The organism is Oceanicella actignis (genome assembly GCF_900111545.1).
GTDB classification, from domain to species: domain Bacteria; phylum Pseudomonadota; class Alphaproteobacteria; order Rhodobacterales; family Rhodobacteraceae; genus Oceanicella; species Oceanicella actignis.
Map to the genome: position 1 here is coordinate 117,337 of NZ_FOHL01000009.1, position 14,833 is coordinate 132,169.

At 75.3% G+C, this 14,833-nt stretch carries 11 protein-coding genes; 10 read left to right on the forward strand and 1 reads right to left on the reverse strand.

Translation table 11 applies throughout. The annotated features are described in order from the left end of the window. The first annotated feature begins 233 nt into the window (after positions 1–233). The 3 genes from BMW67_RS13310 (at position 234) to BMW67_RS13320 (ending at position 4,864) form a co-directional block, all read left to right on the forward strand. Positions 234–2,969 carry a TRAP transporter permease gene (locus BMW67_RS13310; protein WP_072747986.1) on the forward strand — a complete coding sequence of 912 codons (2,736 nt, stop codon included), beginning with the start codon at positions 234–236 and terminating at the stop codon, positions 2,967–2,969. Positions 2,970–2,971: 2 nt separating this feature from the next. Then, the gene (locus tag BMW67_RS13315; protein WP_072747985.1) at positions 2,972–3,628 is read left to right on the forward strand and encodes a ribonuclease HII; all 657 of its coding nucleotides are present in this window, start codon (positions 2,972–2,974) and stop codon (positions 3,626–3,628) included. A gap of 90 nt (positions 3,629–3,718) precedes the next feature. Further along, complete coding sequence (locus tag BMW67_RS13320; protein ID WP_072747984.1) at positions 3,719–4,864, forward strand: site-specific DNA-methyltransferase; 1,146 nt, start codon at positions 3,719–3,721, stop codon at positions 4,862–4,864. Between the two features lie 82 nt (positions 4,865–4,946). Here BMW67_RS13320 and mutY read toward each other — a convergent pair whose 3' ends face one another. Further along, positions 4,947–6,065 carry an A/G-specific adenine glycosylase gene (mutY, locus tag BMW67_RS13325; protein WP_083581512.1) on the reverse strand — a complete coding sequence of 373 codons (1,119 nt, stop codon included), beginning with the start codon at positions 6,063–6,065 and terminating at the stop codon, positions 4,947–4,949. Positions 6,066–6,123: 58 nt separating this feature from the next. Between mutY and BMW67_RS13330 the strand changes: the two genes are divergently transcribed. The 7 genes from BMW67_RS13330 (at position 6,124) to BMW67_RS13360 (ending at position 14,656) form a co-directional block, all read left to right on the forward strand. Beyond that, the gene (locus tag BMW67_RS13330) at positions 6,124–6,903 is read left to right on the forward strand and encodes a DUF721 domain-containing protein (RefSeq protein ID WP_072747983.1); all 780 of its coding nucleotides are present in this window, start codon (positions 6,124–6,126) and stop codon (positions 6,901–6,903) included. 140 nt (positions 6,904–7,043) lie between these two features. After that, positions 7,044–7,679, forward strand: coding sequence for a DsbA family protein (locus BMW67_RS13335; protein ID WP_091764261.1), 636 nt, complete (start codon positions 7,044–7,046; stop codon positions 7,677–7,679). A 112-nt stretch (positions 7,680–7,791) separates the two neighbouring features. Further along, entirely contained in the window at positions 7,792–11,256 is a 3,465-nt protein-coding gene (gene smc, locus BMW67_RS13340) for a chromosome segregation protein SMC (protein ID WP_072747982.1), read from the forward strand. Between the two features lie 86 nt (positions 11,257–11,342). After that, positions 11,343–12,227, forward strand: a complete 885-nt coding sequence (gene lgt, locus BMW67_RS13345) for a prolipoprotein diacylglyceryl transferase (protein WP_072747981.1) — start codon at positions 11,343–11,345, stop codon at positions 12,225–12,227. Beyond that, positions 12,224–13,333, forward strand: coding sequence for a class I SAM-dependent methyltransferase (locus BMW67_RS13350; RefSeq protein ID WP_072747980.1), 1,110 nt, complete (start codon positions 12,224–12,226; stop codon positions 13,331–13,333). The genes lgt and BMW67_RS13350 overlap by 4 nt, the downstream gene beginning before the upstream one ends. 10 nt (positions 13,334–13,343) lie before the next feature. Next, positions 13,344–14,126, forward strand: coding sequence for a peptidoglycan editing factor PgeF (pgeF, locus tag BMW67_RS13355; RefSeq protein WP_072747979.1), 783 nt, complete (start codon positions 13,344–13,346; stop codon positions 14,124–14,126). After that, a complete protein-coding gene (locus tag BMW67_RS13360; protein WP_072747978.1) occupies positions 14,123–14,656 on the forward strand; it encodes a hypothetical protein in 534 nt (177 codons plus the stop codon). Before pgeF ends, BMW67_RS13360 begins: the two co-directional genes overlap by 4 nt. The last annotated feature ends 177 nt before the right edge of the window (positions 14,657–14,833 follow it).

Sequence of the window (14,833 nt, forward strand, 5' to 3'; positions counted from 1 at the left end):
TGCCGCGGGGCCTTCGGCGCCGCGGAATGATCGCGGATCGGGCGCGGTTCCGCCTCGCCGCCTTGGGGCGTCCCGCCCCCTGCGTCCGGCCCCCCTGCGCCCGGGCGCCTCGCAGCCAAAGCCGGCGCGGCCCGCCGCGCGCGCCGGACGCGGCCCGCCGCGGGCCTGCTTCGTCCCGTCGCGGCCGGCCTCTTCCGCCGCGCATCGCGCCACACCTTGCCAGGAGACCGCCCATGACCAGAACGACGGCAAGTCCCGAGGGCCGCCCCGCGGCCGACGTCGAAGACCTGGTGGCCGCCGCCGACACCGGCGCGCGCGCGCCCGAAGGGGGCGTGGGGCGGCTGCTGATGCTGACGGCGCTGGCCTGGTCGCTGTTCCAGCTGTGGTTCGCCTCGCCGCTGCCCTTCATGCTGGGCTTCGGCGTCTTCAACGACACCGAGGCGCGCTCGATCCACCTGGCCTTCGCCATGTTCCTGGCCTTCACCGCCTTTCCGGCGGGCGAGGGGCCGGCGCGCAACGTGCTGGGCATCGTCGTGCCTCTGGCGCTGACGGGGCTGTTCATGATGGGCGCCAAGGACGAGGTTCCCGTCTGGTGGATCCCGCTGGTCGGCCTGGGCGTGGCGGGCGCGGCGGCGCTGGGTTCGCGGCGCGAGCGCATCGCGCCATGGGAATGGGCGCTGGCGCTGCTGGGCGCGGCGGCGGGGGCGTATCTGTTCGTCTTCTACAGCCAGATCTCCGAGCGCGTGGGCGCCGCCAACATGCAGGACATCGTCGTTGGCGTCGCGGGGCTGCTGCTGCTGCTCGAAGCGGCCCGGCGCGCGCTGGGTCCGGCGCTGATGGTCGTGGCGACGCTGTTCCTGGCCTACGCCTTTCTCGGGCCGCACATGCCCGAGATCATCGCGCACAAGGGCAACTCGCTGGGCGAGGTGATCAATCACCAGTGGATCACCACCGAGGGCGTGTTCGGCATCGCGCTGGGGGTCTCGACCAGCTTCGTCTTCCTGTTCGTGCTGTTCGGGGCGCTGCTCGACAAGGCGGGCGCGGGCAACTACTTCATCCAGGTCGCCTTCTCGCTGATGGGGCACCTGCGCGGCGGGCCGGCCAAGGCGGCGGTGGTCAGCTCGGCCATGACGGGGCTGATCTCGGGCTCGTCCATCGCCAATGTGGTGACCACGGGCACCTTCACCATTCCGCTGATGAAGAAGGTCGGCTTCTCGGCCGAGAAGGCCGGCGCGGTCGAGGTGGCCAGCTCGGTCAACGGGCAGATCATGCCGCCGGTCATGGGCGCGGCCGCCTTCCTGATGGTCGAGTATGTGGGCATTCCGTATTTCGACGTCGTCAAGCACGCCTTCGTGCCGGCGGTGATCAGCTACATCGCGCTGGTCTACATCGTGCATCTCGAGGCCATGAAGGCGGGGATGAAGGGCCTGCCGCGCGGCTACGAGCCCGGGCCGATCATGCGCCGCCTGGTCGGCTTCGCCTTCGGCGCCGCGCTGCTGAGCGGCCTGTCGCTGGCGGTCTATTACGGCATGGGCTGGATCCGCGCCGCCTTCCCCGACACGGCGGGCTACATCGTGTTCGCGCTGCTGACGGCGGCCTATCTGGCGCTGCTGCGCGTCTCGGCGCGCGAGGCGCCGCTGCAGCTGGACGACCCCGACGCCCCCATCGCGACGCTGCCGCGGCCCGGGCCGACGGTGCGGTCGGGGCTGCACTTCCTGCTGCCGGTGATCGTGCTGGTGTGGGCGCTGATGGTCGACCGCCTGTCGCCCGGCCTGTCGGCCTTCTGGGCGACCGCCTACATGATCTTCATCCTGCTGACGCAGCGCCCGCTGACCGCGCTGTTCCGCGGCGAGCCGCTGGGCGGGCAGCTGGCGCGCGGCGCGGCCGACCTTCTGGACGGGCTGGTCGCGGGCGCGCGCAACATGATCGGCATCGGCATCGCCACGGCGGCGGCCGGCATCATCGTCGGGGCGGTCAGCCAGACGGGCGTCGGCTCGGCGCTGGCGGACGTGGTCGAGGTGCTGTCGGGCGGCAACCTGATGGCGATCCTGTTCCTGACGGCGATCCTGTCGCTGATCCTGGGCATGGGGCTGCCGACCACGGCCAACTACATCGTGGTGCAGGCGCTGCTGGCGCCGGTGATCGTCACGCTGGGGCAGCAGAACGGGCTGATCGTGCCGCTGATCGCGGTGCATCTGTTCGTGTTCTACTTCGGCATCATGGCCGATGTGACGCCGCCCGTCGGCCTGGCCAGCTTCGCCGCCGCGGCGGTGTCGGGGGGCGACCCGATCAAGACCGGCCTCATCGCCTTCTTCTACAGCCTGCGCACGGCGGCGCTGCCCTTCCTGTTCATCTTCAACACCGACCTTCTGCTGATCGACGTCGGGCCCTTGCACGGCGCCTTCGTGTTCGTCACGGCGACGCTGGCCATGCTGCTGTTCGCGGCGGCGACGCAGGGCTGGTTCCTGACGCGCAACCGCATTCACGAGGCGGCGGCGCTTCTGCTGGTGGCGTTCACGCTGTTCCGTCCGGGCTACTGGATGGACCAGCTCTACCCCCCCTTCGAAGAGACGCCGCCCGCCGCGCTGGTCGAGGCCGCCGCCGCCACCCCCGAGGGCGAGAGCCTGCGCATCCGCGTGCGCGGGGTGGACGAGGTGGGCGATCCGATCGAGTTCGTCGCCCTGGTGCCCATGCGCGGCCCGGCCGACGGCGCCGCCCGGCTCGAGGCGGCGGGCCTTGCGGTGGTCGAGCGCGACGGGCGCGTCGTCATCGACGACGTGGCCTTCGACTCGGCGGCGCAGAAGGCGGGGCTGGACTGGGATCAGGAGGTGCTCAAGGTGCTGCGCCCGCTGCCGCAGCCCTCGAAATACCTGATGTACATTCCCGCCCTGGCGCTGCTGGCGGGCGTGGCGGCCATGCAGCGGGCGCGCGCGCGGCGCGCTTCGCCGGCGGCGCCGGCCGCGGCCTGACCGTGGCCGCGCGGGCCGGGGGGCGGGGCGCGCCGGGCCCCGACTTCTCGCTCGAGCGGGCGGCGGCCGCGCGGCTGGGCGCCGGCGCCCGCCTCGTCTGCGGCGTGGACGAGGCCGGCCGCGGCCCCTGGGCCGGGCCGGTGGTGGCGGCGGCGGCGGCCTTTCCCGACCCCGCCGCGGCCCCCGAGGGGCTGAACGATTCCAAGAAGCTGACCCCCGCGCGCCGCGCCGCGCTGCTGGCGGCGCTGCGCGAGCGGGCGCTGATCGGGGTGGGCGTCGCCTCGGTCGAGGAGATCGACCGGCTGAACATCCTGCGCGCCACCTGGCTGGCGATGCGCCGCGCGGTGGCCGCGCTGCCGCGCGCGCCCGACTTCGCCCTGATCGACGGCAAGCATGTCCCCGACGGCCTGCCCTGTCCGTCCGAGGCCGTGGTGAAGGGCGATGCGCGCTCGATCTCGATCGCCGCCGCCTCGATCGCGGCCAAGGAAACGCGCGACGAGATCATGCGCGCGCTGGCCCGCGCCCATCCCGGCTACGGCTGGGAGCGCAACATGGGATATGGAGTCCCCGCCCATCGCGAGGCCCTCAAGCGCTTGGGGGTGACGCAACATCATCGGCGCTCCTTTGCCCCCATACACAAGATATTGCTTCAAGATTGATTTCTAAATCCCTGATTCAAAAAAGAAATTGACGCCGAATCGCTGGCGCCTCATCTTGGCCCTACACAACAGGCAACGAGGGGCAAGCCAATGGCGTCCAGCATCAAGACGGGATCGGCCGGCGCATCGCGCGCCGCCGCGCGGGCCGGGGCGGGCGAGCTTCCGCTCAACCAGATCGTGGCGGGCGACTGCATCGAGGCGATGAACGCCATGCCCGCCGGCTCGGTGGATCTGATCTTCGCCGATCCGCCCTACAACCTTCAGCTCAAGGGCGAGCTGCACCGGCCCGACAACAGCCGCGTCGACGCGGTGGACGATGCCTGGGACCGTTTCGACAGCTTCGCCGCCTACGATCGCTTCACCCGCGCCTGGCTCAAGGCCGCGCGGCGCGTGCTCAAGCCCGACGGCGCGATCTGGGTGATCGGCTCGTATCACAACATCTACCGCGTGGGCGCGGCGCTGCAGGATCTGGGCTACTGGATCCTGAACGACGTGATCTGGCGCAAGTCCAACCCCATGCCCAACTTCCGCGGCAAGCGCCTGACCAACGCGCACGAGACGCTGATCTGGGCCGCGCGCGACGAGGCGGGCAAATACACCTTCAACTACGAGGCGCTCAAGGAGCTGAACGACGGCGTGCAGATGCGCTCGGACTGGGTGCTGCCGATCTGCTCGGGCGGCGAGCGCCTGCGCGACGAGAACGGCGACAAGGCCCATCCCACCCAGAAGCCCGAGGCCCTTCTGCATCGCGTGATCGTGGGCACGACCAATCCGGGCGACGTGATCCTGGACCCGTTCTTCGGCACCGGCACCACCGGCGCGGCGGCCAAGCGGCTGGGGCGCAACTGGATCGGCATCGAGCGCGAAGAGGCCTACCGCAAGGTCGCCCAGGCGCGCATCGACGCGGTCGTGCCCTATGACCTTGACGCGGTGCGCGTGACGCGCGCGCGCCGCAAGGAGCCGCGCATTCCCTTCGGTCAGCTGGTCGAGCGGCGGCTGCTCGAGCCGGGCGACCTGCTCTACTCGATCAACGGGCGCCATGTGGCCAAGGTGCGCGCCGACGGCACGCTGGTCGCGCGCGACGCGCGCGGCTCGATCCACCAGGTGGGCGCCGCGCTCGAGGGCGCGCCCAGCTGCAACGGCTGGACCTACTGGCACTTCAAGAAGGACGGCCGCCCGGCGCCCATCGACGTGCTGCGCCAGCAGCTTCGGGCCGAGCTGGGCGACGGCGCCTGACCCTTTCGCGCGCCGGCGCGGCGGCGCCCGGAGCGCAGGCTCCGGGCGTCTGCGCGTGCGCCATGGTTGCGCGCCGGGGCCGTCAGCGCCCCGGGCCGGCGGCCTCGAGCTCGGGCAAGGCCAGCTCCACCGCCTTGCGGAACACGGTCGGCAGCTCGGCGGCGCGGGCGCGCGCATCGGGCGCGAAGAAGGCGCCGCCCTCGGGCGCCGCCTCGGGGCCGAGCCGCGCGGCGCGGATCTCGAGCGTCAGGGCGAAGTGGGTGAAGACGTGCCGCGCCTCGGCCGTCAGGCGGCGCCAGTCGCCGGGGCAGGGCGGGGCCGGGTCGTCGAGCGGCTCGGCCGCCTCGCGCCACGCGCCGCCGGGCAGGCCGGTCATGCCGCCCAGCAGCCCCTCGGGCGGGCGCGTCTCGAGCAGCAGCGCGCCGTCTTCGCGCAAGCCCACGAAGACCACGCCGCGACGATGCGGGCGGGCGCGTCTGGGCGCCTTGCGCGGCAGCTCGGCGGCCAGGCCCAGGCGCCGCGCGGCGCAATCCTCGCGCCAGGGGCAGGCGGGGCAGTCGGGCTTGCGCGGCGTGCAGACCGTGGCGCCCAGGTCCATCACCGCCTGCGCATAATCGCCCGGCCGCCGCGCGGGCGTCAGCCCGGCGGCCAGCGCGCGCAGGCGGGGCTTGGCGGCGGGCAGCGGATCGGTCGCCGCGAACAGGCGCGCCATCACGCGCTCGACATTGCCGTCCACCACCGTCGCGGGGATGTCGAAGGCGATGGCCGCGATGGCCGCCGCCGTGTAGGGGCCGATGCCGGGCAGCGCGCGCAGCGCGGCCTCGTCGGCGGGAAAGCGCCCGCCCGCCGCCGCCACGATGCGCGCGCAGCGCAGCATGTTGCGCGCGCGCGCGTAGTAGCCCAGCCCCGCCCAGGCGGCCATGACCTGATCCTCGGGCGCGGCGGCCAGCTCGGCCACCGTGGGCCAGCGGCGGATGAAGGTCTGGAAATACGGAATGACCGCCGCCACGGTGGTTTGCTGCAACATGATCTCGGACAGCCAGACGGCGTAGGGATCGGGCCGCGCCGCCGCGCCCGGCGGCGTGCGCCAGGGCAGGCGCCGCGCGGCGCGGTCATACCAGGCCAGCAGCGCCGCCGGGTCGGGGCGCGGCGCGTCGGGGCAGGGCGCGTCGGGGCGCGGCTCCTGGGGCGCCTCGGCCATGGGCCCTTCCGACTCGGGGGCGGGGCGCGTATCGTGCGCGCTGGAACGGAGCGAGGTCATGACCAGCCACATTGACCATCACGACGCCGCGGGCAAGCCCCCCAGGGCCCCGCGCAAGCCGCGCGCGGCCGCCTCGGCGCCCCAGGAGCCGCCCCCGCGCAAGGCGGTGGGGTTCCTGCATGCGGCCGCCATGATGCGCAAGCCCGTCGCCGGCGCCTTCGGCAAGCGCGGCTTCGCCGAGCCCGCCGTTCTGGCTCACTGGCCCGAGATCGTGGGCGAGTCGCTGGCCGCGCATTGCCGCCCGGTGAAGATCTCGTATGCCGCCGGCGGCATGGGCGCGACGCTGATCGTGCTGGTCCCCGGCGCGCGCGCCCCCGAGGTCGAGATGCAGGCCCCCCGCATCATCCAGCGCATCAACGCCATGTATGGCTACCGCGCCGTCTCGCGCGTCAAGGTCACGCAGGTGGCGCCCGACGCGCCCGCCGGCATGGCCGAAGAGCCCGCCGCCTTCGCGCGCGCCCGCCGCCTCATGGCCGCGCGCCGGCTGCCGCCCGAGAAGGCGCGCGATCTGGCCCGAACCGTGGCGCCGGTGCAGGACGAACGCCTGCGCGCCGCGCTCGAGCTTCTGGGCCGCAACGTCAGCGCCCGCGCGCTGGGCCTCGGCGCCAAGCCCGCTTCGCCCGCCGCCGCGCCGCGCCCCGGGGCCGAGGGCCAGCGGCCGGCCGCGGCGCCCTCGCCCGGCGCGCCGGGCCCGAAGCCTGGCCCGAAGCCGGATCTGCGGTCGGGGCCGAAGCCGGCTCGCGCCGGGCGCGGCTCCGAGGGCGAGGGGCGGTTCTAGGGCGGCGCCGCCCGGCCCGGCCTTCGGCGCCGGCGCGCTCAAGCATCCGTGAGCGGCATTGCGAATCCGGCCCCGGACGGGCATCTGGAAACGGGCGGCCCATGACGCCGCCGCTTGGCATATCGCAGGAAGGAACGTCCATGAGCTTCGACACCGCCATGACCCGCCGCGGCGCGCTGCGCCTTTCGCTGGGCGTCCTGGCCGCCGCCCCGCTGATGACCGCCGCCGGCGCGCGCGCCGAACAGTCCGCGCCCGAATTCGTGCTGGGCGAGCAGGTCATGGGCGATCCCGACGCGCCGGTGACGGTGATCGAATACGCCTCGCTCACCTGCCCCCATTGCCGCCGCTTCCATGAAACCGTGTTTCCGCGGCTCAAGCGCGAATACATCGACACGGGCAAGGTGCGCCTGATCTACCGCGAGGTCTATTTCGACCGTCTGGGCCTGTGGGGCGGCATGCTGGCGCGCTGCGGCGGCAAGGACCGCTATTTCGGCTTCATCGACGCGCTGCTGCGCGGGCAGGAGAACTGGACCCGCGCCGACGACGTGATGGCCGAGTTCAAGAAGATCGGCCGCCTGGGCGGGCTGACCGACGAGCAGGTCGAGGCCTGCCTGCGCGACGAGGACAAGGCCCGCGCCCTGGTCGAGATGTATCAGGGCTACCGCGACGACCCGCGCCTGACCGGCACGCCGACCCTGATCGTCGGCGAAGAGAAGGTCGAGCAGCCCAGCTTCGAGCGCCTGTCCGCCGCGATCGACAAGGCGCTGGCGGGCTGATCCCAACATATGGGGGGTCCGGCGGCGCGCGCTTCAACATCTGCGCGCCGCGGACTTGACAGCAGCGCCGTGGCCCCGAGACTTGTCAGATCGGGAATCGACGGGGCCGCGCGTGCAGTTCGTCAGACTCAGGCTTCAGGGCTTCAAGAGCTTCGTGGACCCCACGGAGCTCGTCATCGCGCCCGGCCTGACGGGCGTGGTCGGGCCGAATGGCTGCGGCAAGTCCAACCTGCTCGAGGCGCTGCGCTGGGTGATGGGCGAAAGCTCGGCGCGCGCCATGCGCGGCGGCGCCATGGAGGACGTGATCTTCGCCGGCGCCGCCAGCCGCCCGCCGCGCAGCTTCGCCGAGGTGTCGCTGCTGATCGACAACGCCGAGCGCCGCGCGCCGCCCGGCTTCAACGATTCCGACACGATCGAGATCGTCCGCCGCATCACCCGCGAGGCCGGCTCGGCCTACAAGGCCAACGGCAAGGAGGTGCGCGCGCGCGACGTGCGCATGATGTTCGCCGACGCGGCGACGGGCGCGCACTCGCCCGCGCTGGTGCGCCAAGGGCAGATCTCCGAGCTCATCAACGCGCGGCCCAAGGCGCGGCGCGCGATCCTCGAGGACGCGGCCGGCATCGGCGGGCTCTACCAGCGCCGCCACGAGGCCGAGCTGAAGCTTGCCGCGGCCGAGGCCAACCTTGCGCGGGTGGCCGACGTGCTCGAGGGGCTCGACCAGCAGCTGGCCCAGCTGGCGCGCCAGGCGCGCCAGGCCGCGCGCTATCGCGAGCTGTCGCAGGCGCTGCGCCGGGCCGAGGCGTTGCTGCTGCTGCAACGCTGGCGCGAGGCCGACCGCGAGCGCGCCGCCGCCGAGGCCGCGCTGACCGAGGCGACCCGCGCCGCCGCCCGCGCCCAGGCCGAGGCCGCCGCCCGCGCCGCCGCCCGCATCGAGGCCGAGCAGGCGCCCCCGCCGCTGCGCGAGGAGGACGCCGTCGCGGGCGCCGTGCTCCAGCGCCTCGTGGTCGAGCGCGAGGGGCTGGACGAGAAGATCCGCGAGGCCGCCGCCGAGGTCGAGCGCCTGACCGCGCGCCTGCGCCAGCTCGACGCCGACATCGCGCGCGAATCGGCTCTCGACTCCGAGGCGGCGCAGATGATCGAGCGGCTCGCGCGCGAGGACGAGGCCCTGGCCCGCGCCGAGGCCGGCCATCCCGAGGCGCTGGCCCGCGCCGAGGAGGAAGCGCGCGCCGCCGCGCAGGAGGCCGCCGCGCGCGAGTCCGCGCTCGACGCCGCCGCCGCGGCGGCGGCCGAGCTCGAGGCGCGGTGCAAGACGGTGCGCCAGCGCCTCGAGCAGGCGCGCGCGGGGCTCGAGCGCGCGCGCAAGGCCCATGCCGAGGCCGAGGCCGGCGCGGCGGCGCTCGAGACCCGCGCCCCCGCGCTCGAGCAGGCCGCCGAGGCCGCGCGCGCCGCCGCCGCCGAAGCCCGCGCCGAGGCCGAGGCGGCCGAAGCGGGCCTTGCCGAGGCCGAGAAGGCCCGCGCCGCCGCCCAGGGCGCCGAGGCCGAGACCCGCGCGGCCCTGTCCGCCGCGCAGGGCGAGGCGCGCGCGCTCGAGGCCGAGGCGGCGGGGCTTGAGCGCGCGCTGTCGCGCGATGCGGGGCCGAAGGGCCAGGCGCTGGACGCGCTCGAGGTGACTCCGGGCTACGAGGCGGCGCTGGGCGCGGCGCTGGGCGAGGATCTGCGCGCGCCGCTGCTCGAGCCGGGGCAGCCCGGGGCGGGCTGGCAGGCCCTGCCGCCCTGCGATCCGCCCCTTGCGCCCTTGCCCGAGGGGGTCGAGCCCTTGGCCGCGCAGGTCAAGGCGCCGCCGGCGCTGGCGCGCCGCCTGGCGGCGGTCGGGGTCGCGAAGGCCGAGGACGGCGCCGCGTTGCAGGCGGCGCTGCGTCCGGGGCAGCGGCTGGTCAGCGCGAAGGGCGATCTGTGGCGCTGGGACGGCTATCGGGCGGGGGCGGGCCAGGCGCCTTCGGCGGCGGCCGAGCGTCTGCGCCAGCGCAACCGCCTGAGCGAGCTGCGCCAGGCGCTGGCGGCCGCCGCCGCCGCGCAGCAGGACGCCGCCGCGCGCCATCGCGCCGCGGCCGAGGCCGCCGCCGCCGCCGCCCGCGCCGAGGCCGAGGCGCGCGCCCGCCGCCGTCAGGCCGATCAGCGCCAGGCGGACGCGGCGCGCGCGCTGTCGCGGGCCGAAGCGGACCTCGAGGCCGCGCGCGGCCGCCTCGAGGCCCTGCGCGCCGCGCGCGACGCCCGCGCCGCCGAGCTGGCCGCCGCCCGCGCCGCCGCCGACGAGGCCGCCGCCGAGGCCGAGGGGCTGGGCGATGTGGACGAGGCGCGCGCGCGCCTGGCGGCCCTGCGCGCCGAGCTGAGCCGCGCGCGCGAAGCCCAGCTGGCCGCGCGCGCGGCCGCCGACGATCTGCGCCGCCGCGGCGAGGGGCGCGCGCGCCGCCGCGCCCAGATCGCCCGCGAGGCGCAGGACTGGACCCGCCGCGCCCAGGCCGCCGGCGCGCGCATCGCCGAGCTGACCGCCCGCCGCGCCGAGGCGGCCGCCGCGCTCGAGGCCGCCCGCGCCCACCCCGCCGCGCTCGAGGCGCGCCGCCACGAGCTGGTCGGCGCCATCGCCCGCGCCGAGGCGCGCGCCAAGGCCGCCGCCGATGCGCTGGCCGCCGCCGAGGAGGCGCTGCGCGCCGCCGAACAGGCCGAGCGCGCCGCCGAGCGCGCGGCCGCCGAGGCGCGCGAGGCGCGCGCGCGCCTCGAGGCCCGCGCCGAAGCCGCGGTCGAGCGCGCCCGCGCCGCCGCCGCGCAGCTCGAGGAAAGGCTGTCGATGCCGCATGCCAAGGTCGCGGCGCATTTCGAGCTCGACCCCGAAGACGCGCCGGACCCGGCCGCGATCGAGCGCGAGATCGCCGATCTGCGCCGCAGGCGCGACGCGCTGGGCGCGGTCAACCTGCGCGCCGAGGAGGACGCGCGCGAGATCCGCGCCGAGCGCGACTCGCTGGCGGCCGAGCGCGACGACCTTCTGGCCGCCATCGCCCGCCTTCGCCAGGGCGTGGCGGGGCTGAACGCCGAAGGGCGCGCGCGCCTTCTGGCCGCCTTCGAAGAGGTGAACCGCAACTTCCGCGCGCTGTTCACGCATCTGTTCGGGGGCGGACGGGCCGAGCTGGTGCTGGTCGAGTCGGACGATCCGCTGGATGCGGGGCTCGAGATCATGTGCATGCCGCCGGGCAAGAAGCTGTCCTCGCTGTCGCTGCTGTCGGGGGGCGAGCAGACGCTGACGGCGCTGAGCCTGATCTTCGCGGTGTTCCTGGCCAATCCCGCCCCGATCTGCGTGCTGGACGAGGTGGACGCGCCGCTGGACGACGCGAACGTGACGCGCTTTTGCGACCTGTTGGACGAGATGCGCCGGCGCACGAGCACCCGCTTTCTCATCATCACCCACCACGCGGTCACCATGTCGCGCATGGACCGGCTGTTCGGCGTGACCATGGCAGAGAAGGGCGTCAGCCAGCTTGTCTCGGTGGATCTGACGCGCGCCGAGGCGCTGCTCGAGGGCTGAGTGCGGGCGGCGCGTTGACTTGGGCGCGCCGCTCGCCCATCAGACGGGCGAAGGCGGGCAGCGCGCCCGGCGAAGCGGAGGCGGCGATGCTGGCGATACCCTTTCCCGACATCGACCCGGCGATCTTCACGATCGAGCTGGGCGGGCTGAGCTTCAGCCTGCGCTGGTATGCCCTGGCCTACATCGCCGGGCTGGCGCTTGGCTGGCGCTACGTGACGTGGCTGGTGCGCCGCCCGCAGCTGTGGCGCGGCGCGCCGCCCATGACCCCCGAGCAGACCGAAGAGCTGCTCACCTGGATGGTGGCGGGGGTGATCCTGGGCGGGCGGCTGGGCTTCGTCCTGTTCTACCAGCCCGAATACTTCCTGCAGCATCCCTGGCAGATCCTTCAGCTCTGGAACGGCGGCATGTCGTTCCATGGCGGGTTTCTGGGGGTGGCGGTCGGGGTGATCGGCTTTTGCCGCGCGCGGGGCTTGCCGCTGGCCTCGGTGGGCGATTGCGTGGCCATGGCGGCGCCGATCGGGTTGCTGTTCGGGCGCGTGGCGAACTTCATCAACGGCGAGCTGTGGGGCCGCGTCACGGACGTGCCCTGGGCGGTGATCTTTCCGACGGGGGGCGGCGCGCCGCGCCATCCCTCGCAGCTTTACGAGGCGGCGCTCGAGGGCGCGCTTCTGTTCGCGCTCATGTGGTGGCTGGGAACGCGGCGCGGCTGGCTGCGGCGGCCCGGCGCGATGATCGGCGCGTTCCTGCTGGGTTATGGCTGCGCCCGCGCCTTCGTCGAGCTGTTCCGCCAACCCGACGCCTATTTCCAGACGCCCGACAATCCCATGGGCTACGCGCTGCGCCTCGGGGCCGAGGGCGGGCTGACCATGGGGCAGCTTCTGTCCTTGCCCATGATCGCGGCCGGGGCGGCGGTTCTGGCGCTGGCCTGGCGGCGCGCGGGGGCCGGGCGGGCCGGCGGGGGCGCGGCGTGAACGCGCTCGAGCGCCTGATCCGCCGGCGCATCGCGCTCGAGGGGCCGCTGCGCCTGTCGGACTACATGCAGATGTGCCTGGCCCATCCCGAGCACGGCTACTACGTCACCCGCGATCCCCTGGGGGCGGGGGGCGACTTCGTCACCGCCCCCGAGATCAGCCAGATGTTCGGCGAGCTGCTGGGCCTGTGGGCCGCGCAGGTCTGGATCGACATGGGCCGCCCGCAAGGCGTCGCGCTGGCCGAGCTCGGCCCCGGCCGGGGCACGCTGATGGCCGACGCGCTGCGCGCGGCCGGCCGCGTGCCCGGCTTCGCCGAGGCCGTGCGCCCCTGGCTGGTCGAGATCAGCCCCGCCCTGCGCCGACGCCAGCGCCAGGCCCTGGCCGGGCGCGGGGCGCGCTGGGTCTCGCGCCCCGAGGATCTGCCCGAGGGGCCGCTGATCGTGCTGGCGAACGAGTTCTTCGACGCCCTGCCCATCCGTCAGTTCGAGCGCCGCGGCGGCGTGTGGCGCGAGCGCGTGGTGACCGAGCGCGCGGGGCGGCTTGCGCTCGCCCTCGGCCCGGCGGTTCCGTGGGACGAGGACGCGCCCGAGGGCGCGCTGCGCGAGGATTGCCCCGAGGGGCGGCGCGTGGCGGCGCTGCTGGGCGCGCGGCTGCGGGACCATGGCGGGGCGGCGCTGATCGTGGATTACGGCTATCTGAGCGTGCCGCCCATGGGCGGCGACACCTTCCAGGCCCTGCGCGGCGGGCGCCATGCCGATCCCTTCGCCGCCCCCGGCGAGGCGGATCTGACCGCGCATGTGGACTTGGGGGCGCTGGCGCAGGCCGCGGTCGGGGCCGGCGCCGTGGCCTGGCCGGCGGCGACGCAGGGCGTGCTGCTCGAGCGGCTGGGCGTCACCGAGCGCGCCCGCGCCCTGGCCCGCGCGGCGGCGTCGCGCGCGCAAGGGGGCGAAGGGGGCGGCGGCGATGCGGTCGAGGCCATCGTCGCCGCGCATCGGCGCTTGACCCACCCGGACGAGATGGGAAGCCTGTTCAAGGCGCTGGCCCTGACCGGGCCGGGCCAGCCCGCGCCGCCGGGCTTCGCGCCCGAGGCGGGCCGAAACGGATGAGGAAAGTCGCATGCCGCTTGAAGCCCTGCGCGCCGACGAGCTGAACTTCGGCCCCGACGGCCCCCGTCACGCCTTCTTCACCCGCAGGGGCGGGGTCTCGGGCGGGATCTGGGCCGAGTTCAACGGCGGCGCCGGTTCGAAGGACGACCCCGCCGCCGTCGCGCGCAACCGCGCCCTGGCCGCCGAAAGCATGGGCGTCGCGCCCGAGCGGCTCTTGTTCCTGCGCCAGGCGCACACCGCGCGGGCCGTCGCTGCCGAAGGCCCGTGGCCGGGCGATCCGCCCGAGGCCGACGCGCTGGTCGCCGACCGCCCCGGCCTTGCGCTGGCGGTGATGACGGCCGATTGCGCGCCGGTGCTGCTGGCCGACCCCGAGGCGGGCGTGATCGGCGCCGCCCATGCGGGCTGGCGCGGCGCGCTCGAGGGCGTGCTGGAGGCGACGCTCGACCTGATGGAGCGCATGGGCGCTGAGCGCGCCCGCATCGCCGCCGCGATCGGGCCGTGCATCAGCGTGCACGCCTACGAGGTGGGCGAGGAGTTCATGGAGCGCTTCATGGACGAGGACCCCGCCAATGGCCGCTTCTTCTCGGGCGGGCCGTCGGGCAGGCCGCATTTCGACCTGCCGCGCTTCTGCCTCGAGCGGCTGCGCGCCGCGGGGATCTCGCGCTGCGGCTGGATCAGGCGCTGCACCTTCTCCGAACCCGATCGTTTCCACTCCTACCGCCGCGCGACGCGCGAGGGGGCCGAGGATTACGGGCGCCTCGTCTCGGCCATCGCGCTGGGCGGCGAGGGATGAGCGCCCGCCGCCTGGGCGCCGCGGCGCTGGCGGCGTCGGCGGCGCTGGCCGCGGCGGGATGCGGCGCGGACATGCCGGCGCGCGATGCGGCGGCGCCGTCTTCGCCCCGCGCCGCGGCCGGGGTCGAGGCGCCCTTCATCGCCGCCGCCGCGCCCTCGGCGCGGGTGCGCATCGAGGTGGCGGCGCCCGCGGGCATGGCCCCGGCCGAGGGCGCGCGGCTGGCGCTGGCGACGGCGCGGCGGCTGGGGCCCGAACCGGCGCCCGGGGCGCGCCCCGCGCGGCGCCTGCGCGCCGAGGCGGCGCTGCATCCCGCCGCCGGCGGGGTCTTGCGTCTCGACTGGGTCGTGCGGGACGAGAGCGGGGCGGCGATCGGCGCATTCTCGGTCGCCGCGCCCGCCGACGCCGCGGCGCTTGCGCCCCGTCTTCTTGCGCCCCGTCTTCTCGCGCCCCGTCTTGCGGCGGCGTCGGCGGCGCGCATCCGGCGGCTGCCGCCGGTGCGCGCGGCGATCGAGGGCGCGCCGGGGTTCTGAGGCGGCGGGCCGCGCGGGCCGCCGCGCCGTCGGCCGGGCTGCGGGCGATCCGGGCCGGGCGCGCGCCGTCTCCGGCGCCGGTCCTGGTCGCGGCGCGCGCGTTCCGCCGGCGGCGCCTGCGGCTTGGCGGTCAAGCCTTGCCGGGGGCGCGCCGGGCGGCGGCGGATGGGGCGGCGC